The following is a 23166-nucleotide window of genomic DNA, read 5'->3' on the forward strand; positions in this document are numbered from 1 at the left end:
GGGCGCTCTGCCGTGGAGCTGCCGGGAATTGAACCCGGGTCCTCCGTCGTGTTGGTAGGGCTTCTCCGTGTGCAGTCCGCTATGTCTCTACTTGGATCTCTCGGTCACGCGAACAAGCCGAGATGACGATCCCAGTCGCTGTTTGATTTTCCGACCTCGCCCGCGACCGGCGAGGACGGTGAGCCCCCTGAGATGATGCCGGCATCCGGATTCGGGAGCACAATCCGGGCCGACAGACTAGCCGTCGCTACTTAGGCAGCGAGGGCGTAGTCGCGCTGATTGGAATCGGCGCTTAATTGGTTGCTGCGACGCTTATACGGTGGTCTCCAGCCTGCACCGACACGCTTCCCCTACCTCGACGCACGTAGTCGAAACCGATCAGCCCCGAGGAGGTACCCACCGACCGAAGTCGGCGAGCACTTAAGTCTAACAAGTCGGACAGCGGACTTCATTCCCGTTTCGACCGCACGAGCACGATGGGGGCGTACATCTCGACGACGCGGTCCTCCCAGTCGTCACTGACACGCCCTGACCTCGCCTTCTCCGCCACAAGCGTCCCGACGATGCCGTCGATCAGGGTGTCGGGGTCCACAGTCGGTCCGACGAGGCCACGACGCTTGCCGTCGTCGACGACGGCCGCGAGATCAGCTCGGTGCTTCGCCAGCGCCGTGCGGAAGATCTCGGTGAACGCGGGGTCGGCGTCGGTGAGCAGCGCCGCCATCCCACCGAACCCGATACCGTCCGACACCATCGATGCCGCTTGCCGGACCACCCAGCGGAGCCGGTGCTCCCCCGACAGCTCCTCGTCGATGGCCGGCGGCGTCCCCACGGCGACGAGCGCCGCGGTCAACATCTCGTCCCGGTTCCGATACCGCCGGTAGATGGTCGTGCGCGCGACGCCGGAATGTGCCGCGACCGCCTCGATCGTCACACCGGCCGGACCTTTCGCGCGCAGCAGTTCCAGCGCAGCCGTGATGATCTTCGAGCCGCTGTCAGCAGGCACCTGCAGACACCCTTCGTCGCCGTAATCGATGCATCAGGAATAGCACGGAGCACTCAGGTGCTACACATCGTGTAGCGCTACAGTGAGCGTAGCGCTACATAGGATGTATCGATCGTTTCGAGGAGGATGAATGCGCACCACTACCCAGCCGAAGTCCCACGGGTTCATCGGCTACCTGATCCTGCTGCTCGGGTTCGTCAGCATGGGGGTGTTTCTCTTGACTCTCGCCGGCCAGTTCGGCGGTTCCGCGTGGCCGTCCGGGACTGCGATGGTCGTACTGTTCGTACTCGCGGTCGCAGCGTTTCGTCTCCAGCTGGCGCAGGCCGCCGAGAGTCAACGAGGTGGCGACGTCCGGGTGTACACGGACCCGATGACGCCTCCCCTTTACCGCGCGCAGGTCGAGCGGTACGAGCGTACCTACCGGCGGAAAGGACATACGGTGACGCCCGAACCCACCGAGGGCACCCGCCTGTACAAGGCCGCCTGAGCCGTCACGGCCCGGTCGGTCAACCCATTCCCTTCACGCGCCGGCCGACCTCACGCTCAACCTCACGCTGCGCGGTCCGCTTGGCGATGTCGTGACGCTTGTCGTGGGCCTGCTTACCGCGGGCCAGCGCCAGCTCGACCTTCACGCGTCCATCGCTGAAGTACATCGACAGCGGCACGAGCGTGAGGTTGCCGTCGCGGATCTTGCCGATCAGGTTGTCTATCTCGCGCCGATGCATCAGCAGCTTCCGCTTGCGTCGAACCGAGTGGTTGGTCCACGAGCCCTGGCCGTACTCGGCGATGTGCAGGGCGTGCAGCCAGACCTCGCCGTCGTCGATCGTGGCGAACGCATCCACGAGTGACGCCTTACCGGCGCGCAGGCTCTTCACCTCGGTTCCGACGAGGACGATGCCGGCCTCGTAGACGTCGAGGATGGTGTAGTTGTGCCGCGCCTTGCGGTTCGACGCAATCACGTTGCGTCCCTTTTCCCTGGGCATCGAGCACTCACCTCCTCGTGGATCGACGGTTGGCAGGGTCGAATAGACCGTAGTCAAGCCTGTGTGGAACGCCGGCGGCGGGTCCGCTCATTCCCGGACGTACACACGAAGGGTGACATAAGCCGTTGCGCCCGCCAACACGATTCCGCCGAGAATCAACCACGGCGCCACGAACAAGACGTCCGTGAGCTCGATGCGGGCGAAGAAGCTGACGCCGTAGAGCTCCTTCAGCGCGGTGTCGAAGAAGAACTTCTTCGCCAGCAGCAGTCCACCGATTGCCAGCAACGCACCCGCAAGGGCGGACACCACCGCCTCCAACAGGAACGGCAACTGCGTGTACCACCGCGTCGCGCCCACCAGGCGCATGATCGACACCTCGGTGCGTCTGGTGAACGCCGCGATCTGGACGGTGTTGATGATCAACAGGATCGCCGCGACCGCGAGCACCGAGGCGATCGCGAACGTCGCGTTGCGCACCCCGTCGAGCACACTGAAGATGCGTTGCACCAGTTTGCGGTCGTCCTTGAATGCGTCCACGCCCAGGTCTTTTCGGCCCGCGTACTCGGTGAGCACCGCATCGAACTGGGCGGGATCGGAGACCCGCACCCGCAGCGACGCCGGAAGCGTGCCCTCGACGATGTTCTCGGCGAGGTCGGGGTTGTTCGCGAAGATCTCCTTCGCGCGCTTGTAGGCCTCGTCCTTGTCGAGGTAGGTCACCGAGGTGACGCCCGATTCGTTCTCGAGTCCCCGTCGCAGCTGAGCACACGGATCGGCTTCACACTGCGGATCGCGCTCGGTGACTTCGGGATTGAGGTAGAACTCCATCTCGACCCGGTCGAGGAAGATCTTCTGGCTCTTGTCGGCCATCTGGATCACCAACAGACCGCCGCCGAACATTCCCAGCGTGATCGCCGTGGTGATGATCATCGCGATGGTCATGGTCGCGTTGCGGCGCAGTCCGTTGAGAACCTCGCTGATGATGAAATTCGCTCGCATGCTTGCTCAGACGTCCTTGGGGGTCGTTGTTGTGTGTCGGAAGTGGGCTGAGCCGTCAGCCGATTCCGTACACACCCTGCGGGTCGTTGCGCACGAGCTGCCCGTTGTCGAATTCGAGGACGCGGCGGCGCATCGCGTCGACGATGTGCCGGTCGTGGGTGGCCATGACCACCGTGGTGCCCCGACGGTTGACGCGGTCGAGGACGTCGACGATCTCCTCGCTGGTCTCGGGATCGAGGTTTCCGGTCGGCTCGTCGGCCAGCAACACGAGCGGGCGGTTGACGATCGCGCGGGCGATGGCCACACGCTGCATCTCGCCACCGGACAGCTCGTTGGGCATGCGGTCGTGCTTGCCCTCGAGACCGACGTACTCGAGCACCTCGGGCACGACACGCTGGATCGTCGACTTCGGCCGGCCGATCACCTCGAGCGCGAAGGCGACGTTCTCGGCGACCGTCTTCTTCTGGAGCAGCCGGAAGTCCTGGAAGACACAGCCGATGGACTGTCGTAGCTTCGGTACCGAACGGGCCGGCATCTTGTTGACATGGAACTCACCGAGGTACACGTCGCCGCTCGTGGGACGGTCCTCCTTGAGCAGCAGCCGGAAGAACGTCGACTTGCCCGAGCCGGACGGCCCGATCAGGAACGCGAACTCCCCCTTGTCGACCTCGAAGCTCAAATCCTTCAGAGCCGGCCGAGAGGATGCCTTGTACTGCATCGTGACGTTCTCCAGCTTGATCACGATGAGCCAGTGTAACGACGACGCCTGAGAGTCCGTTCAGGCGCGACGCACTGCATCGAAGAAGGCACTGACCTGCGGTTGCGCAGGCGTCAGCGTGTCGGAACCGGAGTGGTCGGCGTCGGGGCGCCGAAATTCGGGATCTCGACGCCCGGCAGACCGGGGATGGTGTTGCGCGGGGCGGACTGCTGTGACGGGGACCGGGTCTCCCCCGGCGGCAGCGGCGCGTCGGTCCCGCCCTCGACCCCCGGCTCACCGGTCGTCGACCCCGACGGCGTCTTCGAGGTGGACTCCTCGTAGGTCGTCGACGGCAACGGCTCCTCGTAGGTGGGCTCCTCGACGACCTGCGATGTCCTCGGCGCGGGCCGCGGCGGTTCCGGCGAGACGATGCCGTAGCGCTGCGAGGTGTAGCCGTAGAGGACACAACAGAGGATGAAAACCACGAGGAGGATCGCGGTGCTGATGCGGATCGACGTCCGTCCGATGTGCTGATCCCATCGAAAGCTGCGCCGACGACGACCGTCGTCCTGGCCACCCGACCCCGACTGGTCGGACTGATTCTCCTGGGACCCGGCCATCACTCGTCCTCGTCCCGGTCGCGACCGGTCTGATCGGCCAGGGTCGCCGGCGGTCCGCCCGCGGCCTGGACCTCACGCCCGGCAGGCACCATGATCCCCTCGCGGGCGAGGGCCCGGATGATGTGAACACGCAGCGCACGGCCCACCTCGAACTGCTTGCCCGGTAGGGTCCGCGTCACCATGCGCACGGTGATGGAGTCGAGTTCGAGGTTGATCACGCCCAGCGACGACGGCGCGTCGAGTAGTATGTCGTGCCAGCGCGGCAGCTCGTAGAACTGGTGCCCGACCCGGTCTAGGGTGTCGTTGACGAGCCCGATGTCGGCCTCGGACGGCACCGGCACGTCGACGACGGCGCGCGCCCAGTCCTTCGACAGGTTGGTGGCCTTGATGATCTGGCCGTTGGGGACGGTGATGACCTCACCCTCGGTGGTGCGAAGCTTGGTCACCCGCAAGGTCACGTCCTCGACGGTTCCCTCGGCCGGGGCGTTGCCGGTCACCGTCAGGTTCACGACGTCGCCGTAACCGTATTGCTTCTCGGCGACGACGAAGAAGCCGGCCAGGATGTCCTGCACGATGCGCTGCGCGCCGAAACCGAGGGCCGCGCCGATGACCGCGGTCGGGCCGGTGAGGCCGCTGAGCGGGATCCCGAACACTCCCAGGATATGGATGACGACGACGATGGCGATGCCCACGATCAGCGTCCACGCCACCACGTCGACCAGCGCCCGTCGGTGTTTGGCGTCCTCGGTCTGCACGATCAGGTCGCTGGTGGAGAACCTCGTCTCCACCCGAGCGGCATATTTGCCGGCAAACCATCGGATGACGCGGGCCAGCAGCACGGCCCCGAGAATCCAGATGACGATCTCGAGGCCGCTGGTGGCCAGCCAGACATAAACCCGACCGATGAGGAGTTCGGTCGGGGACGGCGCAGCGGCCAGCAGCTCGAGTCCGGGCTGCACGATCACGCCTCGGCGGACGCCATACGCCAGCGGATACCGGCCTCGATGAACTTGTCCAGCTCGCCGTCGAGGACCGCGGTCGGGTTGTTGTCCTCCACGCCGGTTCGCAGGTCCTTGACCATCTGGTACGGGTGCAGCACGTAGGAACGCATCTGGTTACCCCAGCTCGAGCCGCCGTCGCCCTTGAGGGCGTCGAGTTCGGCGCGCTCCTCCTGACGCTTGCGCTCGAGGAGCTTGGCCTGCAGCACGCGCATCGCCGACGCCTTGTTCTGCAGCTGACTCTTCTCGTTCTGACAGGTCACGACGATGCCGGTCGGGATGTGCGTCAGGCGCACCGCGGAGTCGGTGGTGTTGACCGACTGACCACCGGGGCCCGATGAGCGGTAGACGTCGACCTTGATGTCGTTCTCGTCGACGTCGATGTGGTCGGTGGTCTCGACCACCGGCAGCACCTCGACCTCGGCGAACGAGGTCTGACGGCGACTCTGGTTGTCGAAGGGGCTGATCCGTACGAGGCGGTGGGTGCCCTGCTCCACGGACAGGGTGCCGTACATGTAGGGCGCCTTCACGGCGAAGGTGGCGGATTTGAGTCCGGCTTCTTCGGCATAAGAGGTGTCGTAGACCTCGACGCCGTAGCCCTTCTGTTCGGCCCAGCGGATGTACATGCGCATCAGCATCTGCGCCCAGTCGGCGGCGTCGACGCCACCGGCGCCGGAACGGATGTTGACCACGGCCTCGCGGGAGTCGTACTCACCCGCGAGCATCGTCTTGACCTCCATGGCCTCGATGTCGGCGCGCAGGCCGGCCCGCTCCTGGTCTGCGTCGGCCAGGGCCGCGGCCCTGTCCTCACCCTCCTCGGACTCGGCGAGCTCGTAGTGCACGGGCAGATCGTCGAGGCGCTGGCGAAGCTCGGAGACCTTGCGCAGTTCGGACTGTGCGTGCGACAGCTCGCTGGTGACCTTCTGCGCGTGGTCCTGGTCGCTCCACAGGTCCGGATCCGAGGCCTGCATCTCCAGCTCGTCGATGCGACGGCGGAGCTCCTCGAGGTCGAGCACCTTTTCCACGGTGGTCAAGGTGGCGTCGAGGGATTCGAGGTCTGCGGTCACGTCGGGATGCACAATCATCCAGAGTACCGGCCGCGGGCCGGGTCAGACAGCGTCAGGCCCCGCAGTTCAGAAGCCGCCGGGTCCCGCGGTTCAGAAGCCGCCGGGTCCCGCGGGCGGCTGCGGATCGGGCAGGACGCCGAACTGCCAGGACGTCACCGCCTTGTTCGGCTTGTAGATCACCGGCAGGTCGTCACCCACCTGCGGCCACGGATCGTCGGGTCCGAGCACGAGGGTTCCGTACACCTCGGTCGGGTTGGTCTCGGGTCCGACGATGGTTCCGGTGATGGTGTGGAAACGCTGCCCGTTCTTGTCGGCGGCGCTCTGCGGATCGGACTGGTTGTCGGAGACGCCGACGATCGTCAGCGTGCCCTGCACGTACTGCGAGGCCTTCCCTGCGGACATGGCCCGCGGATTGCGTCCCCGCTGCCACTGCAGGACCAGCACCACCACCAGTGCAGCCAGCAACAGGGTGAACGTCACGGTGAGCAGCATGAGGGCTACCCTACCGGGCATGTCCGCCGACTCCGGTCCGAGAAACCCCAGCACCTCACAGAGCTACGACGACGACCTCGAACTCGCGCTGTCGCTCGCCGACTCCGCCGACGCGCTGACCACGGACCGGTTCGGGGCGGTCGACCTCCGCGTCGACGACAAGCCCGACCTCACGCCCGTCTCCGACGCCGACCTCGCCTGCGAGACACTCATCCGCGAACGGCTCGCCGCCCGCCGGCCCGCCGACATGGTTCTCGGTGAGGAGTTCGGCGGGGACGCCACCCTGTCCGGCCGTCAGTGGGTCATCGACCCCATCGACGGCACCAAGAACTTCGTGCGCGGCGTCCCGGTCTGGGCCACGCTGATCGCCCTGCTCGTCGACGGTGTGCCCACCGTCGGCGTGGTGTCCGCCCCAGCCCTGCGCCGGCGCTGGTGGGCCGCCACGGGGCTCGGCGCCCACACCTGCTTCGACGGCGAGGACGCCCGCGAACTCTCGGTGTCCGGAGTCGGCGACCTCTCCTCGTCGAGCCTGGCCTTCTCGAGCCTGTCGGGCTGGGCCGACCGCGGCATCCGCGACCGCTTCGTCGACCTCACCGACCAGGTCTGGCGCGTTCGCGGCTACGGCGACTTCTTCAACTACTGCCTCGTCGCCGAGGGCGCGGTCGACATCGCCGCCGAACCCGAGGTCTCCCTCTGGGACCTCGCCCCCCTCGACATCCTCGTCCGCGAGGCGGGCGGCAAGTTCACCGCACTCGACGGGACCCCCGGCCCCGCCGGTGGCAGCGCCGTCGCCAGCAACGGACTCCTCCACGACGAGGTGCTCGCCGCGCTCAGCCCATCCGCTCCCTGACGTGCGAGGAGCGATAAGCGACGAGCCACGCAGGGCCGGTGAGCCGACCTACAGTTCGGTACCGGCTTCCTCGTCGAGCACCTTGAACTCGGTCGCCTCGTCCTTCATGTCGGCCAGCCGCGCATAGTGGACGGCGGACCCGGCGTCGGACAAGACCGCCTGGTGGATCGGCACGGCGACCCGCGGCGCCATCGCGCGGAGGTAGTCGACCGATTCGCTGAGCTTCATCCACGGCGCGGCCGACGGCAACGCGAGGACGTCGACCTGCTCGAAGGGGATGTAAAACGAGTCGCCCGGATGCATGAACTGTCCCGGCTTCTCGGCGGTGCCCAGGATGTAGGCGACGTTGTCGATGACCGGGATCTCCGGGTGGATGACCGCGTGCCGGCCGCCGGTGAATCGTGCGGTGAGCGAACCGATCTCGATCTGGTGGCCACCGCGCGCCGCGGTCCAGGCGCCGGCCACGTTGTCGCCGTTGAGCTGCGCGGTGGTCTGCGGGTCGGCGTAGAGGACGGCGTCGGGGTTGGCAGCGACGAGGTCGGGCAGCTTCGCGACGTCGCAATGGTCGGGGTGCTGGTGGGTGATGAGGATGGCGTCGAGACCGTTGATGCCCTCGAAGCCGTGCGAGAAGTTGCCCGGATCGAAGAGCACCTTGGTCCCGTCGATCTCGACGAGCAGACAGGAGTGGCCGAAGTGGGTGATCTGCATACGTCCACTCTGCCTTCTTCACACCACGATCGGGAAGATCCCCCACCCCGCCGCGGCGTCGACCACGCGCACCAGTCCGTAGGTCAACCACGTCCCCAGGAGGACGGCGCCCGCACGACCCAGCACGACGTCGCGCCAGCCCTCGAGCGGAGACCTCCTCCGCCGCACCAGGGTTGCGACCGCGACGAAAACGGTGACGACCGTCAGGACGAGCAGGATCGGACCGAAGACGTTGAAGCGGAACGACGCCCCGACGTCGCCGTGCATGAAGGCCACCCAGCTGCGGGTGAGTCCACACCCCGGGCACGGCAGGCCCGTCATCATCGCGAACGGGCAGATTCCCGGACCATCGGCGATCCCGGCAGGCGTGAACACGCAGGCGGCTCCGACAGCAGCGGCGCCGGCGAGTCCGACGACCGCCGCGCCCAGTGCGCCGCTCGACGATAAGCGCAGGTCGGAGCGGGCTTGCACGGTCACCCGGCCAGCCTAGCGCGCAGGCCGTACGACGGTGTCGGAGAAGTAGGTGACAAACTTCTTACTACGGAGTAAGGTCTGGACTTACTACCGAGTAAGATCGGTCCGCAAAGTCCTGTGCAGAGGCCCCTGACCGGGGCGACTGGAAGAAACGGCTGGTGATCATGACAACTCACACCGAACCGCGCGACACCTCCGCAGTCGGCCGAAACCCACATCCCCGCAACTTCATCGGCACCGCGATGCGGGTGCTCTCGACGGTGACGGGTTCGGAGTTCGCCGAGAAATACAAGATCCGCGAGCCCATCAACCGCGTGGCCTACCAGGCCACCAAGACCGGGTTCCAGACCCTCGGCGCGGCGAACCGCGCGTTCAAGTCCGTCCAGGGCGGTTCGGGTGACGCCAAGCGTCTGACCACCGCGCCCAAGGACTACTTCAACCTCACGCCCGACGACGAGCAGCAGATGATCGCGGAGACGGTGAAGGACTTCGCCACCGAGATCCTGCGCCCCGCCGCGTACGACGCCGACGCCGCGGCCACCGCGCCCGAGGACATCGTGAAGCGCTCGGCCGAGCTGGGCATCACGATGATCAACGTGCCCGAGGATTTCGACGGCGCGGCCACCGAGCGCGGCGTGGTCACCAACGCACTCGTCGCCGAGGCGATGGCCTACGGCGACATGGGTCTGGCTCTCCCGCTGCTCGCACCGAGCGGCGTCGCCACCACCCTCACCAACTTCGGCACCGACTCCCAGCAGCGCACCTACCTGCCCGACTTCGCCGGCGAGAACGTGCCGCAGTCGGCTGTCGTCATCGCCGAGCCGAAGCCGCTGTTCGACGCATTCGCGTTGAGCACCAAGGCAACCCGCGTTCCCAGTGGCTACCGCCTGAACGGTGTGAAGTCCTTCGTTCCCGCCGCGGGGTCATCGGAGCTGTTCGTCGTCGGCGCGCAGCTCGACGGCAAGCCCGCACTGTTCCTCGTCGAGTCGGACTCCAAGGGCCTCATCGTCGAAGCCGATCCCGGCATGGGCGTCCGCGCCGCCGGAATGGGTCGCCTGCTCCTGCAGGATGTCGCCGTCCCGGAGTCGGCGCTGCTCGCCGGCGAGGGCGACGCCGCCCACGCCGCATACCGCGACGTCGTGCGCCTGTCGCGCCTGGGCTGGTCGGCACTCGCTGCCGGTACCGCGCGTGCCGTCCTCGACTACGTCATCCCCTATGTCAACGAGCGCGAGGCGTTCGGCGAGCCGATCTCCAACCGCCAGGCGGTGGCGTTCATGGTCGCGAACATGGCCACCGAGGTCGATTCGATCCGACTCGTCACGCTGCGCGGGGCCGCCCGCGCCGAGCAGGGCCTGAGCTTCGCCCGTGAAACGGCCCTCGCTCGCAAGCTCACCATCGACAAGGGGCTGCAGATCGGCCTCGACGGCGTCCAGCTCCTCGGCGGCCACGGCTTCACCAAGGAGCACCCGGTCGAGCGCTGGTACCGCGACCTGCGTGGCGCCGGTATCGGCGAAGGCATCGTCGTCCTCTAGACCGCTTGTGACCCAAGGAATCTGACATGAGCATCAATCTCGAACTCCCGAAGAAGCTGCACGTCACCATCGATCAGGCACATCAGGCGGCGGCGGAGATCTTCCGGCCCATTTCGCGCAAATACGATCTGCGCGAACACGATTACCCGGTCGAGCTCGACACCCTGGCCAGCCTGTACGACGGCCTCTCGGAGACCGGGCAGGCCGGCGCGGGTGCCGACGGCGGCCGCAGCCAGCAGAAGAAGGCCAAGCCCAAGGCCGAGGGCCAGGTCGTCAACGGCGGCAACATGCAGTCCGTCGTGAACGTCATGGAGACCTCGTGGGGCGACGTGGGACTCATGCTGTCCATTCCCTATCAGGGCCTGGGCAACTCGGCGATCGCCGCGGTCGCCACCGACGAGCAGCTCGAGCAGTTCGGCAAGGTGTGGGCCGCGATGGCCATCACCGAACCCAGCTTCGGCTCCGACTCGGCCGCGGTGAGCACCACCGCGACGCTCGACGGCGACGAGTACATCATCAACGGCGAGAAGATCTTCGTGACCGCCGGCTCGCGTGCCACCCACATCGTCGTGTGGGCGACCGTCGACAAGAGCCTCGGCCGTGCCGCCATCAAGAGCTTCGTGGTCCCGCGTGAGCACCCCGGCGTGGAAGTCGTTCGCCTGGAACACAAGCTGGGCATCCGCGTCTCCGACACCGCGGTCATCCGCTTCGAGAACTGCCGCATCCCCAAGGAGAACCTGCTCGGCTCCCCCGAGGTCGACACCAAGAAGGGGTTCGGCGGGGTCATGCAGACCTTCGACAACACGCGCCCCCTCGTCGCGGGTATGGCCGTCGGTGTCGCGCGTGCGGCACTCGAGGAGCTGCGCCGTATCCTCGACGAGGCCGGGGTCGAGGTCGACTACGACCGTCCGGCCGCCGACCAGCACGCCGCGGCCGCCGAGTTCCTGCGCATGGAAGCCGATTTCGAGGCCGCCTACCTGCACACCATGCGCGCCGCGTGGATGGCCGACAACAAGCAGCCGAACTCGACCGAGGCGTCGATGTCGAAGGCCAAGGCCGGACGCACCGTCACCGACATCACCAACAAGGTGGTCGAGCTGACCGGCACCCTCGGCTACTCGGAGCGCCTTCTGGTGGAGAAGTGGGCGCGCGACTCCAAGATCCTGGACATCTTCGAGGGCACCCAGCAGATCCAGAACCTCATCATCGCCCGCCGCGTGCTCAACAAGAGCAGCGCCGAGCTCAAGTGAGTTTCTGAGACAAGCGCATTCGGCCCCGCGACCTCCCATCGAGGTGCGGGGCCGAATCGGTGTAGCGGCGCGTCTGTCTCAGACCGCCCAGACCAAGGCCAATCCCGCCGCGCACGCCGCCACCGAAGCGAGCAGGGTCACGAGGGCGTACGCGCCGGCGACCAATCGCTGCCTGTTCTCCGCCAGCCGGACGACCTCGAAGCTGGCGGTGCTGAAAGTGGTGTAGCCGCCGCAGAATCCGGTCCCGATGACCGCCTGCAGCTCGTGTGGCGCACCGCGGAAGAGCACGAGTCCGGCGAGTACGCCGAGCAGCGCCGAGCCGCTCACGTTGATGACGAAGGTGCCCCACGGCGTGATGGTCGGCCACTTCCACTTGACCGCGCCGTCGACGACGAAGCGCATCACCGCGCCCAGAGCTCCCGCCACCATGACGGCCAGCGCGATCAACGTCGTGCCCATCGGGTCGCTGATCTCGAGGCGAGCGTGATGCCACCGGCTGCCGCCAGCAGGCCGAGGACGACGCTGACCGCTGCGTACGCGAGTGCCGTCGCGACCGCCGAGGCTCGGGTCAGTTCCGAGATCTCCAGGGCGAAGGTGCTGTAGGTCGTCAGCGCCCCACAGATTCCGGTGCCACCGAACAACCTCACCCGCTGTCGCCATCCCTCGTCATGCCCCAACCGGGCAAGCAGTTCCAGCAGCGCACCGAGAATGAAAGCACCGATGATGTTGACCGCGAAGGTCGCCCAAGGCCAGTGTCCCTCGACGGTGGGAAACGTCTCCTCCGCCCAGTACCGCACACCCGTACCGATCAGTCCGCCCGCGAACACCCACACCAGGGCGTGCACGCGCAGGTGCAGCGGACGTTCGTCGGGGTCGACGGGGAGTTCGCCGTGCTTGTCCACATGCACGCGACCCAGTCTGCGCTAGGTGACGACCGTGTACAACACGACCAGGTAGACCGGTACCAGGACATCGAAGAAGAAGATCGGTCCGGCATTGCCCGGCTTGAAGTTTCGCCTGGTCACCATCTCCCGCACGTGCCCGACCGCGGCGCCCAGGTAGAACACGGAGAATGCGATGATCGTGGCCAGGGTGAACTCGTCGTCGAACCCCGATGCGATCACACCCAGGACGCCGGTCGCTAGACTCGCGAGCCCGACCTCCCACTGCCACGGCGTCTTCGACGGCCAGCCGATCGACTCCGCGATCGGCTCGCCGAAGAACATGTGTCCGCAGCCGGTCATCCAACCCTGTACGCCGATCATCCACAGCACCGAGTTCTCGAGCAGATCCCGGCCGAGGTCACCTCCCGGTGACAGCAGATCGATCACGGTCATGACGATCGTGCCGACGAGCCCGACGAACGGGACGACGGCTATCGCGGTACGGAGGACTCGGTCACGCACAGCGTCGGGCCTCCTCAGCCCTTCAACTGTTCGGCCAGCGCGGTCAGTACATCCGGGTCCTCGATGGTCGACGGCACCGTGTACTCCTCGTGATCGGCGATCTGGCGCATCGTCTTGCGCAGGATCTTGCCCGACCGCGTCTTGGGCAGAGCGGGAACCACGGTGACGTCACGGAAGGTCGCGACCGCGCCGATCTCGTTGCGCACCTTGGCCACCAACTCGCTGCGCAGCGTGTCGGCGTCGATGTCGACTCCCGACTTGAGCACCACGTAACCACTGGGGCGCTGCCCCTTGAGGTCGTCGTGGATGCCGATGACCGCGCATTCGGCGACGGCCGGATGCGACGCCACCACGGCCTCGATACTTCCGGTCGAAAGTCGGTGTCCGGCAACGTTGATCACGTCGTCAGAGCGCCCGAGGACGAACACGTAGCCGTCGGCGTCGACGTAGCCGGAGTCGCCGGTCAGGTAGTAGCCCTCGAAGGCGGCCAGGTAGGACTTGCGGTAACGCTCCTCGTCGCGCCACAGGCCGGCGAGCGTGCCCGGAGGGAGCGGCAGCTCGATGACGATGCTGCCCTCTTCGCCGGCGGACACCGGCTTGCCCTCGGCATCGACAACGCCCACCGCATATCCGGGTACCGGCACGGTGGGCGAACCCGCCTTGATCGGCATCGGTTCCAGGCCACGGAGATTCGCCGCGATCGCCCAGCCGGTCTCGGTCTGCCACCAATGGTCGACGACCGGGACGCAGAGGGTCTCCGACGCCAGGTGAACGTGTCGGGGTCGAGTCTCTCGCCTGCGGCGAACAGCGTCTGCAGGGTCGACACGTCGTACTTCGGCAGTTCCGCGGCATTCGGGTCGGCCTTGCGCACGGCGCGGATCGCGGTCGGCGCGGTGAAGAGTGCCTTCACGCCGTGGTCGGCGATGACCCGCCAGAACGCGCCGGCGTCCGGGGTTCCGACCGGCTTGCCCTCGTACATCACGGTCGTCGCACCGACGAGCAGCGGCGCGTAGACGATGTAGGAGTGGCCGACGACCCAGCCGACGTCGGAGGCCGTCCACCACACGTCACCCGCGGAGATGTCATAGATGTTCTTCATCGACCAGGTCAGCGCGACGGCATGGCCCCCGTTGTCGCGGACCACGCCCTTGGGCTTACCGGTCGTGCCGGAGGTGTAGAGGATGTAGAGCGGATCGGTGGCGGCGACGGGCACCGGGTCGGCGGCCTGTGCGTCGCCCATCGCGGCATCCCAGTCCAGCCAGCCGTCGTGATCGGCTGCGGAACCGCTGATCTCGGGACGGTCCTTGACGATGACGGTCTGCGGGGCGCTCGTGGCCAGCTCGATCGCCTTCGCGACCATCGGCAGGTACTCGACCGCACGGCCGGGCTCCAGTCCACCGGATGCCGTGACGATCGCGACCGGTTCGGCGTCGTCGATGCGGGTGGCGAGCTCGGGTGCGGCGAAGCCGCCGAAGACCACCGAGTGGACGGCACCGATCCGCGCGCAGGCCAGCATCGCGATCGCGGCCTCCGGGATCATCGGCATGTAGATGACGACGCGGTCGCCGGCGGTGATGCCACGGGCGGCGAGCACGCCCGCGAAACGCGACACCTCGTCGAGCAGTTCGGCGTAGGTGTAGCGGCGGACCTCGCCGACCATCGCCGAGTCCCAGATGAGTGCGGTGCGGTCCCCCTGACCGGCTGCGACGTGGCGGTCGAGGGCGTTGTACGAGGTGTTCAGCTCCGCGCCGGGAAACCAGCGGTAGAACGGCGCGGCGGAGTCGTCGAGAGCGAGTGCGGGCTCGGTGGTCCAGTCGACGGCTTTGGCGGCCTCGAGCCAAAAGCCTTCGCGGTCGCTGACCGCCTGGGTGAATGCCTCGCTGTACCGGCCCATGGCCATCCTTTCGTCCTCACGCGCATGGCAGGACACCCACACGTGTCACGCCGCCCCTAGAGCGTATCGGTGTGACGCCCGACACCGAATCAGTTCTCGTGACCTGCGCCGATCGGTAGCCCGGACGCGACGAACGGTTGCCCGCGGTGCTCGATCAGATCTGCCGCAACTCCCCCACCGCGTCGGTGACCTGGTCGAGGAAGGACCTGACGGTGTCGAGGTCAGCCGCCGAGAAGCCGTCGGCGACGGCACGAACTCGGTCGATGAGCGGCCCGAAAAACGCCCACCCCATCTCCCGGGCCTGCTCGGTGACGTGCAGCGTGACCCGTCGACGGTCGGATTCGTCGCGTGCTCGCGAGACGAGACCGCGGCCCTCCAGCCGATCGATCAACGCGGTCGTCGACGCGGAGTTGAGCCCGAGGTGACCGGCGAGCCAGCCTGGGGTCGCGACCTCCTCGGCCCTCGAGCGGTCGAGCAGGGCGATGAGGGCACGCACATCGGTGGCGTGCAGGACGTTTCGCGCCGCAAACTCGGACCCGAGCAACTCCAGCTCGACGGTCAGGGACCGCAGGCGGTGGACCAGGTCGTCGTATGCCACGCAATCACTTTACGACATTCGCTCGATGATCTAATCTCTCGATAATCGAGATACATGGGAGGCACGCATGGCACGACCGTCACTGCAGGAATTCGCCGACTCCCCCGACGGCGCTGGGTTCTTCGCCGCCTACGACGCACTCATCGCCCGCGGAGGCGCTCGCCCGATCGACATCGAGACCGGTTACGGAGTGACTCGCGTCAACAGCTACGGCGCCGCACCGGAGGCGGCGATCGTCCTGCTCCCGGGCGGCGGCGGCACGTCCGCGTCGTATGTGAACGTGGCCGGACGTCTCGCGGAGAGGCGTCGGGTCCTTGCGGTCGACATCATCGGCGACGCCGGCCGCTCTCGCCCAGGACCCGGCCGGCCGCGCACCGCCGACGAACTGTTGTCCTGGCTGGACGCGACATTGGATGCCCTCGACGTCGAAACCGTTGATCTGGTGGGCCACTCATACGGCGCGATGATCGCCCTGGCCTACGCGACCGGCATCAACCACGAGCGGGTGCGGCGACTCGTCCTCCTCGACCCGACTACGTGCTTCGCGGGCCTGCGGTTGGGCTACCTCACCCACGCGTTGCCGACGCTCCTCGCCCCGAACCCGGAGCGGCAGCGCCGATTCCTGTCGTGGGAGACCCGCGACGCCACCCTCGACCGCACGTGGATCGAGATGTACTGGGCCGGAGCACGCTTCCCCACCGGCCGGACAATCGTCCCCAAACGCCCTTCATCAGAAGCGCTCTCGAGGTTGGCCGGCGGCAAGAACGTCACCGCGGTGTTCGCACCACACAGCAGGGCACATGACTCGGCCCGCGTCTCTGCTCGGGTTCGGCAGTACTTACCCGATGCGCGGACCGTGATGCTGCCCAGCGGAACTCATCACACGCTGCCGCTCGAGCCCGCGGACGAGATCATCACCGCGCTGCTCGACGCGGTCGAACCTGCGGAGGAGCGTGTCGAAGGGAATCAGCACAGGATCTTGCGGTCTCCACCACCAGGATCGGATGCCCGACGATCTCCCTGAGACGTGCCTCATCGGTGATGCGCATGTGCACATACTCCCAAGCGTTCAGCGGGAGGCAAGGCCGCGTTGCGGAACGGTCCATCCCGGTGTCCAGCGGAGGGTGCGGAGCGATGCCTCCCGGGTCGTGAACCGGCGACGGTGATGCCGTGTCCCATCGGTGACGACGAGATCCACCTCGGCATCGAGGTGCCGGGCGAGGGACCTCGCCGTCCACCCGGGCCGACGACCGGAGGTACCGAGCACGACCGCCCCGGCGCCGAAGCGCTCGACAGCCCGCTGCATCACCGCGACCGGGTCGCCGAGGTCGGTGGCCGTCACCACCGATCGCGCGCCGAGCCAGATCGCGAGTTCACGCGCGGTCCGCAGCTGCTCGGCGACCGTGGCCTGCCCGCTCAGCAGGTAGGACTCGTCCTTGAGTGCATCGTGAAGTCCGGTCGGGGCCTCGTCTCGCCGGCTGCGTCGTGTCGCGCAGACCAGAATCACGTCGGACGTCCCTCCGGTCGCGCGCACGGCGGTCTTGATGGCCCGACGCGACGCCTCGCTTCCGGAGACGCCGACGACCACCGGGCGTCCCGCGGACAGTCCGTGTAGTTCCGGAACAGCGGGTGACGCGACCCATTGCGGGCCGTTGGGTCCGGGGAGCAGCATCATCGTCTCGTCCTCTCGCCAGTGATGTAAACGTGCTGCTCACAACGCTATGGAGGCGAAGACCCCGAATCGCCATGCTGTGGGATGAACTGACATCCACCCGTGGGTGGAGGTCGGAATCCATCGGTGGGAGGAAGCGGGCGCGGGCTGCGGACCTATTCTGGAACGGTGACGAGCTTCACAGCAGACCTCGGAGCCGAACTGCGGCGTCGGGTCGAACGCGCCGGCGGAGACTATCCCCCGCTGTACCCCGCGGTTATCCTGTCGGCGAGCGTGGTCGTCACGGCGGTCGCGGTGGCGCAGCGATACCCGTTCGATCATCTCGGCTGGGTGATCGCGGGACTCGTGCTCGCATGCCTGACACTCGTCCTCGATCTCAGCGTGCCACCGTCGACGTACGTCTGCTTCACCGTGCTGGCGAGCACTCTGTGTTTCCTGATGGCCCCGGTACCCAACGATGCCGCGCCCCTGCAGTTGACCCTCACGGCGGCCATCGGTGCCGCGATGTACTCACTGCGCACCGGAATCCGCGTCGCGGTCGTGTGCGTCGCGTTGGTCGTGGCGTTCGGAATTTTCGGTGGCCTCGAGTCCCCCGCGTTGTACGCGCTCGGCGTCGCCTGCGGTTGGCTGATCGGATACATGGTCCTGATCCAGAAACGCCTGTCCGACAATCGTGCCCGCGTCTTGCGGGAGCGCGCCGATCGTGCCGCCAGCGACGAGCGCCGCCGTATCGCGCGCGAGATCCACGACGTCATCGCGCACTCGTTGTCGATCACCATGCTGAACGTCACCGGCGCGCGGCGCGCACTGGAACAGGATCGCGACGTCGACGATGCGATCGACGCCCTGACCGACGCCGAACGCCAGGGCCGGCAGGCCATGTCCGAGATCCGGAACATCGTGCACGTGCTCGGCGCGAACGAGACACAGCCGCCCACGACTCCGCCCAGCGATCGCGATCTCGCCGCGCTGATCGACGACTACCGGAAGGCGGGCATCCACGTCTCCCACCGCGTGGACGGCGACCTCGCCGCGCTCCCCGATCCGGTCTCCGCTGCCCTGTACCGGATCACGCAGGAGTCCCTCGCCGACGTCGTCAAACACTCGACTGCCAACCGGGCCACGGTGAGCGTCACTGTGGGCGACTCGGTCGAGATCACCATCGAGAACCCACACTTCGGCGGACGGGCGAGAGATCGCGACGGCGCCGGGATCGACGGCATGACGCAACGGGCCGCCTTGCTCGGCGGCACCTTCGAGACCTGCCACGACAACGGGACCTGGACCGTACGGGCCACGCTCCCGGCCCGGGTCATGACCGACGGGATCGGCGTATGACCTCCACCGGTCCCACCGACATCGGCACCGACCCGATCCGAGTCCTCCTGGTCGACGACCAGGAACTGGTCCGCACCGGACTCCGACGCATACTCCGCCCTCGGGACGGTTTCGACATAGTCGGAGAATGTGCCGACGGCTCAGAGGTTCTCGCGGCGGTAGCCGAACACCGACCGGACATCGTGGTGATGGATCTGCGCATGCGGAACATCGACGGCATCACCGCCACGACGATGTTGCGGACACTCCGCGAACCCCCGCCGGTGCTCGTACTGACCACCTTCGACGACGACGATTTGCTGTCCGGCGCACTGCGTGCCGGCGCCGCGGGTTTCATCCTGAAGGACTCGTCGGCAGAGGCCCTGATCTGGGCGGTCCGGGCCGTGGTCCGCGACGGCGCCTTCCTTGATCCCGCCGTCACCGAACGTGTCCTGAACGGTTTCCGACGCGCCGGGCGTGAGCAGACCTCGATCGCACCGGATCTGACCGACCGCGAGACCGACGTCCTGCGTCTGATCGCCCGCGGCCTGACGAACGGCGAAATCGGTTCGGCACTGGGCATTTCGCAGGTGACGGTGAAGACTCACGTGAACCACATCTTCACCAAGCTCGACCTGCGGGACCGCGCCGCGGCGATCGTCTACGCCTACGACCGGGGACTCGTCCTGGCCGAGTACGACTGACCGGGAGCCACTGGAATCCGCCCCTCAAACGCACCCTCAGCAGGGCTGTCGACGACGACATGTCCGCGGTGACGCTCCAGGTGTGTTGATCTCAGGAGCGGTTTGCAGGGCAGTTCTCAGCCGGCCAGGCGCACCTCGACGCCGTCTGCGAAGCGGTACGGTCCCGCCATCAGCAGACCGCCGAAACGCTTGCGCAGCCGGGACATCTCGGCGCGGACGGTCACCGTCCGATCGTCGACGCCGAAGAGGTGCGCCGACATCTGCGCAGCGGTCACCCCGCTACGGTGCCGCGCGAGAAAGGTGAGTATCTCACCGTGCCGGGGCGAACACCGATGGGTCCAGCCGCCACTGGCTCCCTCGACCGAGACCTCGACACACTCACCTCCGGAAGCGGCGACAACCGTTCGCATCGAGACCCGCGTCGTCGACGCATCCGCGGCATCGGCGACGCGCACGAGCCAGCCGCCCGGTAACGCTTCCACATCGCATTCGCCGAGTGCACCGAAGAAGGACCGGCCAGGTCCGACACCGCGCGGCAACAACAGCCGCGATCGTGGGGACACCGCATCGACGGCCGCCACCCAGCCGTCCACGTCGACGGCCAACGCCGGCCCCGGCGAGCGGGCGAGAATCGGCGCTGCGACCGCCCGGAGGCAATCGAGCCGTCGGTGATGCTGTTCCCGCAGCTGCGACTCGGCCAACCGCGCGACGGCATGTACGAGCGCCAGGGTGGTCGGGTGGATCGTTGCCGCCGGACCGCTGACGTCGACGACGCCGAGCACGTCTCCGGTCCGCGGGTCCTTGATCGGAGCTCCGGTGCACGTCCAGGAGTGGTGGCTGCGGACGAAGTGCTCGGCGGAGAACACCTGGATGGACTTGCCGGACATCAGTGCGGTGCCGATCGCATTCGTGCCCACCGAACCCTCTGCCCAGTCGGCGCCCTCGATGAACCCCAGCTGATCGGCACGACTGAGCACCCTCGACGACCCGCTGCGCCACAGCACGTGACCTCGTGCATCGGCGATGACCAGGATGTTGTCCCCGTCCGCGATCAACGAGTCCAGATTGCGTGCGAGTTCATCGACGACCTCGATCAGTCCCGACTGGCGTCGCCGCTCCTCGAGTTCTTCGAAGTCCAGGCCCCGCTCGACCGCGGTGTCGGCGTCCGGAGAGAGGCCTGCCCTGCGAAGCCGCTGCCACGAGTCGTCGATGACGGCCCGCGGACGTGCCGGCATCCGCCCACCCGACATAGCGGCGTCGTGGACGGCGCTGAGGACGTGGGCGAACTCCCGCGGATCGTCGCCGGCCTGTACGGCAGGCTCCAGATCGGAGACGTGGTCGGAAATCGTCATTACCAAGATTGTGCGTCACATCACAGAAGCGATGCAACGAGGGGACGGGTCGCAACGGACTGCAACCCTTGCCGGCGCGGGCACCCGAGGCGTCTGCTGTCCTCAGCAAGATTGTGGCCCGCGTCACTATCGGCGCCACCCCGAACTGTTTGAGGAGAGACGATGACCCAGACGATGGAGCCGGTTGTCAGCACCGGCCGCACCCCACAGCAGCGTGTCGACGCGTGGCTGCAGGAGTTCGAAGCTGCGCTGGCCGCGCTGGATGTCGGGCGTGCGACGAGTGCGTTCCTCACCGACAGCTACTGGCGCGATCTCACGGCATTCACCTGGAACATCAAGACGGTCGAGGGCCACGAGCAGATCAGCGACATGCTGACCGCACGCCTGGCCGACACCCGGCCGGCGGGCTTCGCGACGACCGAGGACGCCACCGATGACGGCGACGGCGTGGCGTCGGCCTTCCTTTCGTTCGAGACCGCCGTCGGACGCTGCGAGGGCCATGTACGCATCCGTCCGGACGCCGACGGCGTCGACCGCGCCTGGACGCTCCTCACGACCATGCAGGAGTTGAAGGGTTACGAGGAGAGCCGCGGTCCGACCCGCGTGCTCGGTGCCGTGCACGGTTCCGATCCGGACACCCGATCGTGGGCGGAGAAGAAGGCCGACGAGGAGCGCGAGCTCGGCCGGACTGCCCAGCCCTATGTCCTCGTGATCGGCGGCGGACAGGGCGGCATCGCGCTCGGGGCACGCCTTCGACAGCTCGGGGTGCCGTCGGTCGTCGTGGACCGTCACGACCGGCCCGGCGACCAGTGGCGTAAGCGTTACAAGTCCCTCTGCCTGCACGACCCGGTCTGGTACGACCACCTCCCTTATCTCCCCTTCCCCGAGAACTGGCCGGTGTTCGCACCCAAGGACAAGATCGGCGACTGGCTCGAGTTCTACACCAAGGTCATGGAGGTGCCCTACTGGAGCAAGACCACCTGCCTGTCGGCGAACTACGACGAGGACCAGGAACGCTGGACGGTCGAACTCGACCGCGACGGCGAACGCCTCACGCTCCACCCGACGCAGCTCGTACTCGCGACGGGCATGTCCGGTAAGCCCTCGATCCCCACGGTGCCGGGTCAGGACATCTTCGCCGGCGAGCAGCACCACTCCAGCCGGCACCCGGGTCCCGACGCCTACGCCGGCAAGAAGGTCGTCGTGATCGGGTCGAACAACTCGGCTCACGACATCTGCAAAGCCCTCGTCGACAACGGCGTCGACGCCACGATGGTGCAGCGCTCGTCGACGCATATCGTGAAGTCCGATTCGCTGCGGTCGATCGCCCTCGGCGGCCTGTACAGCGAGGAGGCCGTCGCCTCCGGCATGACCACCAAGAAGGCCGACCTGACCTTCGCGTCGCTGCCCTACCGGATCATGCACGCGTTCCAGGTGCCGGTCTACAACCAGATCCGCGAGCAGGACAAGGAGTTCTACGACCGTCTCGAGGCGGCCGGCTTCAGACTCGACTTCGGTGACGACGACTCGGGCCTGTTCATGAAGTACCTACGACGCGGCTCGGGTTACTACATCGACGTCGGCGCCAGCGAGCTCATCGCCAACGGGACCATCAAGCTGGTTCAGGGACAGCTCGATCACCTCACCGAGAACTCCGTCGTGCTCGCCGACGGCACCGAGCTCGAGGCCGATGTCGTGGTCTACGCAACGGGGTTCGGATCGATGAACGGCTGGGCCGCTGACCTGATGGGACAGGACGTCGCCGACCGCGTCGGCAAGGTATGGGGACTGGGATCGGACACCACGAAGGATCCCGGCCCGTGGGAGGGCGAGCAGCGCAACATGTGGAAGCCGACGCAGCAGCCTGGCCTCTGGTTCCACGGCGGCAACCTGCATCAGTCCCGGCACTACTCCCTCTACCTGGCACTCCAGCTGAAGGCTCGGTACGAGGGTCTCGACACTCCGGTCTACGGACTGGCCGAAGTGCATCACCTCAGCTGAGTACCTGAAGACGAGTAATGCCCCGTGACGAGGAGATCGCGGGGCATTCTCATGTCTGTGGCCCGAGCCGGCCCGCACACCCACCCTTTTTCCGTAGATCCACCACCCGGTCAGGGGGTGGAAGTACGGAAAACCGGTGGGTTTCCTCTATCAGCGACAGCCCCGGAAATGCATTGTGGCCCTACACGATTACTCGTGTAGGGCCACAATGGGATGTTGTGTTCGGCGGTGTCCTACTCTCCCACACTGATTAAGGTGCAGTACCATTGGCGCTGGAGGCTTAGCTTCCGGGTTCGGAATGGGGCCGGGCGTTTCCCCTCCGCTATGGCCGCCGTAACTTTATGAAACAATCCACAACGGTTTGTTTGTTTGTTGTGTGTTGTCTCAGAAGATGCATAGTGGATGCGAACACACCAAAACCTGTTGTTTGGTGATGTTGTGGGTGTTGTTGGTAAGTCCTCGGCCGATTAGTACCAGTCACCTGAACACATTGCTGTGCGTACAGTTCTGGCCTATCAACCCCATGGTCTGTAGGGGGCCTTAACCCCGCAA

Annotated in this window: 24 protein-coding genes, 2 rRNA genes, 1 other RNA gene and 1 pseudogene; 8 read left to right on the plus strand and 20 right to left on the minus strand. The window is 66.8% G+C overall.

What is annotated here, in order from left to right:
* Positions 1-10: 10 nt before the first annotated feature.
* Together ssrA and BJF87_RS21385 are read right to left on the minus strand one after the other, a co-directional pair.
* Positions 11-386, minus strand: a transfer-messenger RNA (tmRNA) gene (gene ssrA, locus BJF87_RS21380).
* Between the two features lie 62 nt (positions 387-448).
* On the minus strand, positions 449-1003 hold the full coding sequence (locus tag BJF87_RS21385; RefSeq protein ID WP_075863864.1) for a TetR/AcrR family transcriptional regulator: 555 nt from the start codon (positions 1001-1003) through the stop codon (positions 449-451).
* 130 nt (positions 1004-1133) lie between these two features.
* On the opposite strand from BJF87_RS21385, the gene BJF87_RS21390 reads away from it, so the two are divergent.
* On the plus strand, positions 1134-1490 hold the full coding sequence (locus BJF87_RS21390; protein WP_075863865.1) for a hypothetical protein: 357 nt from the start codon (positions 1134-1136) through the stop codon (positions 1488-1490).
* A 19-nt stretch (positions 1491-1509) separates the two neighbouring features.
* On the opposite strand, the gene smpB is transcribed toward BJF87_RS21390, so the two are convergent.
* From smpB to BJF87_RS21425, 7 genes are all read right to left on the minus strand, one after another.
* Positions 1510-1986 carry an SsrA-binding protein SmpB gene (gene smpB, locus BJF87_RS21395; protein WP_075863866.1) on the minus strand — a complete coding sequence of 159 codons (477 nt, stop codon included), beginning with the start codon at positions 1984-1986 and terminating at the stop codon, positions 1510-1512.
* Between the two features lie 87 nt (positions 1987-2073).
* On the minus strand, positions 2074-2982 hold the full coding sequence (gene ftsX, locus BJF87_RS21400; RefSeq protein ID WP_035750993.1) for a permease-like cell division protein FtsX: 909 nt from the start codon (positions 2980-2982) through the stop codon (positions 2074-2076).
* A 55-nt stretch (positions 2983-3037) separates the two neighbouring features.
* The gene (gene ftsE / locus BJF87_RS21405; RefSeq protein ID WP_006357511.1) at positions 3038-3724 is read right to left on the minus strand and encodes a cell division ATP-binding protein FtsE; all 687 of its coding nucleotides are present in this window, start codon (positions 3722-3724) and stop codon (positions 3038-3040) included.
* A gap of 89 nt (positions 3725-3813) precedes the next feature.
* The gene (locus tag BJF87_RS21410) at positions 3814-4299 is read right to left on the minus strand and encodes a hypothetical protein (RefSeq protein WP_006357510.1); all 486 of its coding nucleotides are present in this window, start codon (positions 4297-4299) and stop codon (positions 3814-3816) included.
* Complete coding sequence (locus BJF87_RS21415) at positions 4299-5264, minus strand: mechanosensitive ion channel family protein (RefSeq protein WP_006357509.1); 966 nt, start codon at positions 5262-5264, stop codon at positions 4299-4301. The genes BJF87_RS21410 and BJF87_RS21415 overlap by 1 nt, the downstream gene beginning before the upstream one ends.
* A complete protein-coding gene (prfB, locus tag BJF87_RS21420; RefSeq protein WP_035751333.1) occupies positions 5261-6376 on the minus strand; it encodes a peptide chain release factor 2 in 1116 nt (371 codons plus the stop codon). Before prfB ends, BJF87_RS21415 begins: the two co-directional genes overlap by 4 nt.
* A gap of 78 nt (positions 6377-6454) precedes the next feature.
* Entirely contained in the window at positions 6455-6856 is a 402-nt protein-coding gene (locus BJF87_RS21425) for a hypothetical protein (RefSeq protein ID WP_035750992.1), read from the minus strand.
* Between the two features lie 19 nt (positions 6857-6875).
* On the opposite strand from BJF87_RS21425, the gene hisN reads away from it, so the two are divergent.
* Positions 6876-7706 (plus strand): histidinol-phosphatase, encoded by an 831-nt coding sequence (gene hisN, locus BJF87_RS21430; RefSeq protein WP_006357506.1) that lies wholly within the window; start codon positions 6876-6878, stop codon positions 7704-7706.
* A gap of 48 nt (positions 7707-7754) precedes the next feature.
* Here hisN and BJF87_RS21435 read toward each other — a convergent pair whose 3' ends face one another.
* A complete protein-coding gene (locus tag BJF87_RS21435) occupies positions 7755-8414 on the minus strand; it encodes an MBL fold metallo-hydrolase (protein WP_006357505.1) in 660 nt (219 codons plus the stop codon).
* Between the two features lie 18 nt (positions 8415-8432).
* Positions 8433-8891, minus strand: a complete 459-nt coding sequence (locus tag BJF87_RS21440) for a DUF2752 domain-containing protein (RefSeq protein ID WP_035750990.1) — start codon at positions 8889-8891, stop codon at positions 8433-8435.
* A gap of 161 nt (positions 8892-9052) precedes the next feature.
* Here BJF87_RS21440 and BJF87_RS21445 point away from each other — a divergent pair, with 161 nt between their 5' ends.
* Together BJF87_RS21445 and BJF87_RS21450 are read left to right on the plus strand one after the other, a co-directional pair.
* Positions 9053-10420 carry an acyl-CoA dehydrogenase family protein gene (locus BJF87_RS21445; protein ID WP_035751332.1) on the plus strand — a complete coding sequence of 456 codons (1368 nt, stop codon included), beginning with the start codon at positions 9053-9055 and terminating at the stop codon, positions 10418-10420.
* A 26-nt stretch (positions 10421-10446) separates the two neighbouring features.
* Positions 10447-11670 carry an acyl-CoA dehydrogenase family protein gene (locus BJF87_RS21450; protein WP_035750988.1) on the plus strand — a complete coding sequence of 408 codons (1224 nt, stop codon included), beginning with the start codon at positions 10447-10449 and terminating at the stop codon, positions 11668-11670.
* Positions 11671-11748: 78 nt separating this feature from the next.
* Here BJF87_RS21450 and BJF87_RS21455 read toward each other — a convergent pair whose 3' ends face one another.
* From BJF87_RS21455 to BJF87_RS21475, 5 genes and pseudogenes are all read right to left on the minus strand, one after another.
* Positions 11749-12129 (minus strand): CrcB family protein, encoded by a 381-nt coding sequence (locus BJF87_RS21455; RefSeq protein ID WP_006357501.1) that lies wholly within the window; start codon positions 12127-12129, stop codon positions 11749-11751.
* Positions 12114-12578, minus strand: coding sequence for a fluoride efflux transporter CrcB (crcB, locus tag BJF87_RS21460; RefSeq protein WP_035750987.1), 465 nt, complete (start codon positions 12576-12578; stop codon positions 12114-12116). Before crcB ends, BJF87_RS21455 begins: the two co-directional genes overlap by 16 nt.
* Positions 12579-12593: 15 nt before the next feature.
* Complete coding sequence (locus BJF87_RS21465) at positions 12594-13076, minus strand: DUF6790 family protein (protein WP_006357499.1); 483 nt, start codon at positions 13074-13076, stop codon at positions 12594-12596.
* 14 nt (positions 13077-13090) lie between these two features.
* Positions 13091-14970, minus strand: a pseudogene (locus tag BJF87_RS21470) (propionyl-CoA synthetase).
* Positions 14971-15124: 154 nt separating this feature from the next.
* A complete protein-coding gene (locus BJF87_RS21475; protein ID WP_035750982.1) occupies positions 15125-15568 on the minus strand; it encodes a MarR family winged helix-turn-helix transcriptional regulator in 444 nt (147 codons plus the stop codon).
* Between the two features lie 67 nt (positions 15569-15635).
* On the opposite strand from BJF87_RS21475, the gene BJF87_RS21480 reads away from it, so the two are divergent.
* Positions 15636-16592: an alpha/beta fold hydrolase gene (locus BJF87_RS21480; RefSeq protein WP_035750980.1), complete on the plus strand. Its 957-nt coding sequence runs from the start codon at positions 15636-15638 to the stop codon at positions 16590-16592.
* A gap of 45 nt (positions 16593-16637) precedes the next feature.
* Here BJF87_RS21480 and BJF87_RS21485 read toward each other — a convergent pair whose 3' ends face one another.
* The gene (locus BJF87_RS21485; RefSeq protein WP_006357495.1) at positions 16638-17243 is read right to left on the minus strand and encodes a universal stress protein; all 606 of its coding nucleotides are present in this window, start codon (positions 17241-17243) and stop codon (positions 16638-16640) included.
* A gap of 165 nt (positions 17244-17408) precedes the next feature.
* Here BJF87_RS21485 and BJF87_RS21490 point away from each other — a divergent pair, with 165 nt between their 5' ends.
* Together BJF87_RS21490 and BJF87_RS21495 are read left to right on the plus strand one after the other, a co-directional pair.
* The gene (locus BJF87_RS21490) at positions 17409-18578 is read left to right on the plus strand and encodes a sensor histidine kinase (protein WP_042375686.1); all 1170 of its coding nucleotides are present in this window, start codon (positions 17409-17411) and stop codon (positions 18576-18578) included.
* A complete protein-coding gene (locus BJF87_RS21495) occupies positions 18575-19261 on the plus strand; it encodes a response regulator transcription factor (RefSeq protein ID WP_006357493.1) in 687 nt (228 codons plus the stop codon). Before BJF87_RS21490 ends, BJF87_RS21495 begins: the two co-directional genes overlap by 4 nt.
* A 116-nt stretch (positions 19262-19377) precedes the next feature.
* Here BJF87_RS21495 and BJF87_RS21500 read toward each other — a convergent pair whose 3' ends face one another.
* Positions 19378-20613, minus strand: a complete 1236-nt coding sequence (locus tag BJF87_RS21500; protein ID WP_006357492.1) for a helix-turn-helix domain-containing protein — start codon at positions 20611-20613, stop codon at positions 19378-19380.
* Positions 20614-20775: 162 nt separating this feature from the next.
* Between BJF87_RS21500 and BJF87_RS21505 the strand changes: the two genes are divergently transcribed.
* Positions 20776-22614, plus strand: coding sequence for an NAD(P)/FAD-dependent oxidoreductase (locus BJF87_RS21505; protein ID WP_006357491.1), 1839 nt, complete (start codon positions 20776-20778; stop codon positions 22612-22614).
* Between the two features lie 220 nt (positions 22615-22834).
* On the opposite strand, the gene rrf is transcribed toward BJF87_RS21505, so the two are convergent.
* Both rrf and BJF87_RS21515 read right to left on the minus strand, forming a co-directional pair.
* Positions 22835-22950 (minus strand): 5S ribosomal RNA (gene rrf / locus BJF87_RS21510).
* Positions 22951-23061: 111 nt separating this feature from the next.
* Positions 23062-23166: ribosomal RNA gene (locus BJF87_RS21515) — 23S ribosomal RNA — on the minus strand; the annotation flags it as partial.

Origin of the sequence: Gordonia sp. CNJ-863 (genome assembly GCF_001942325.1) — a bacterium.
In the GTDB taxonomy this organism is placed as follows: Bacteria; Actinomycetota; Actinomycetes; order Mycobacteriales; family Mycobacteriaceae; genus Gordonia; species Gordonia alkanivorans.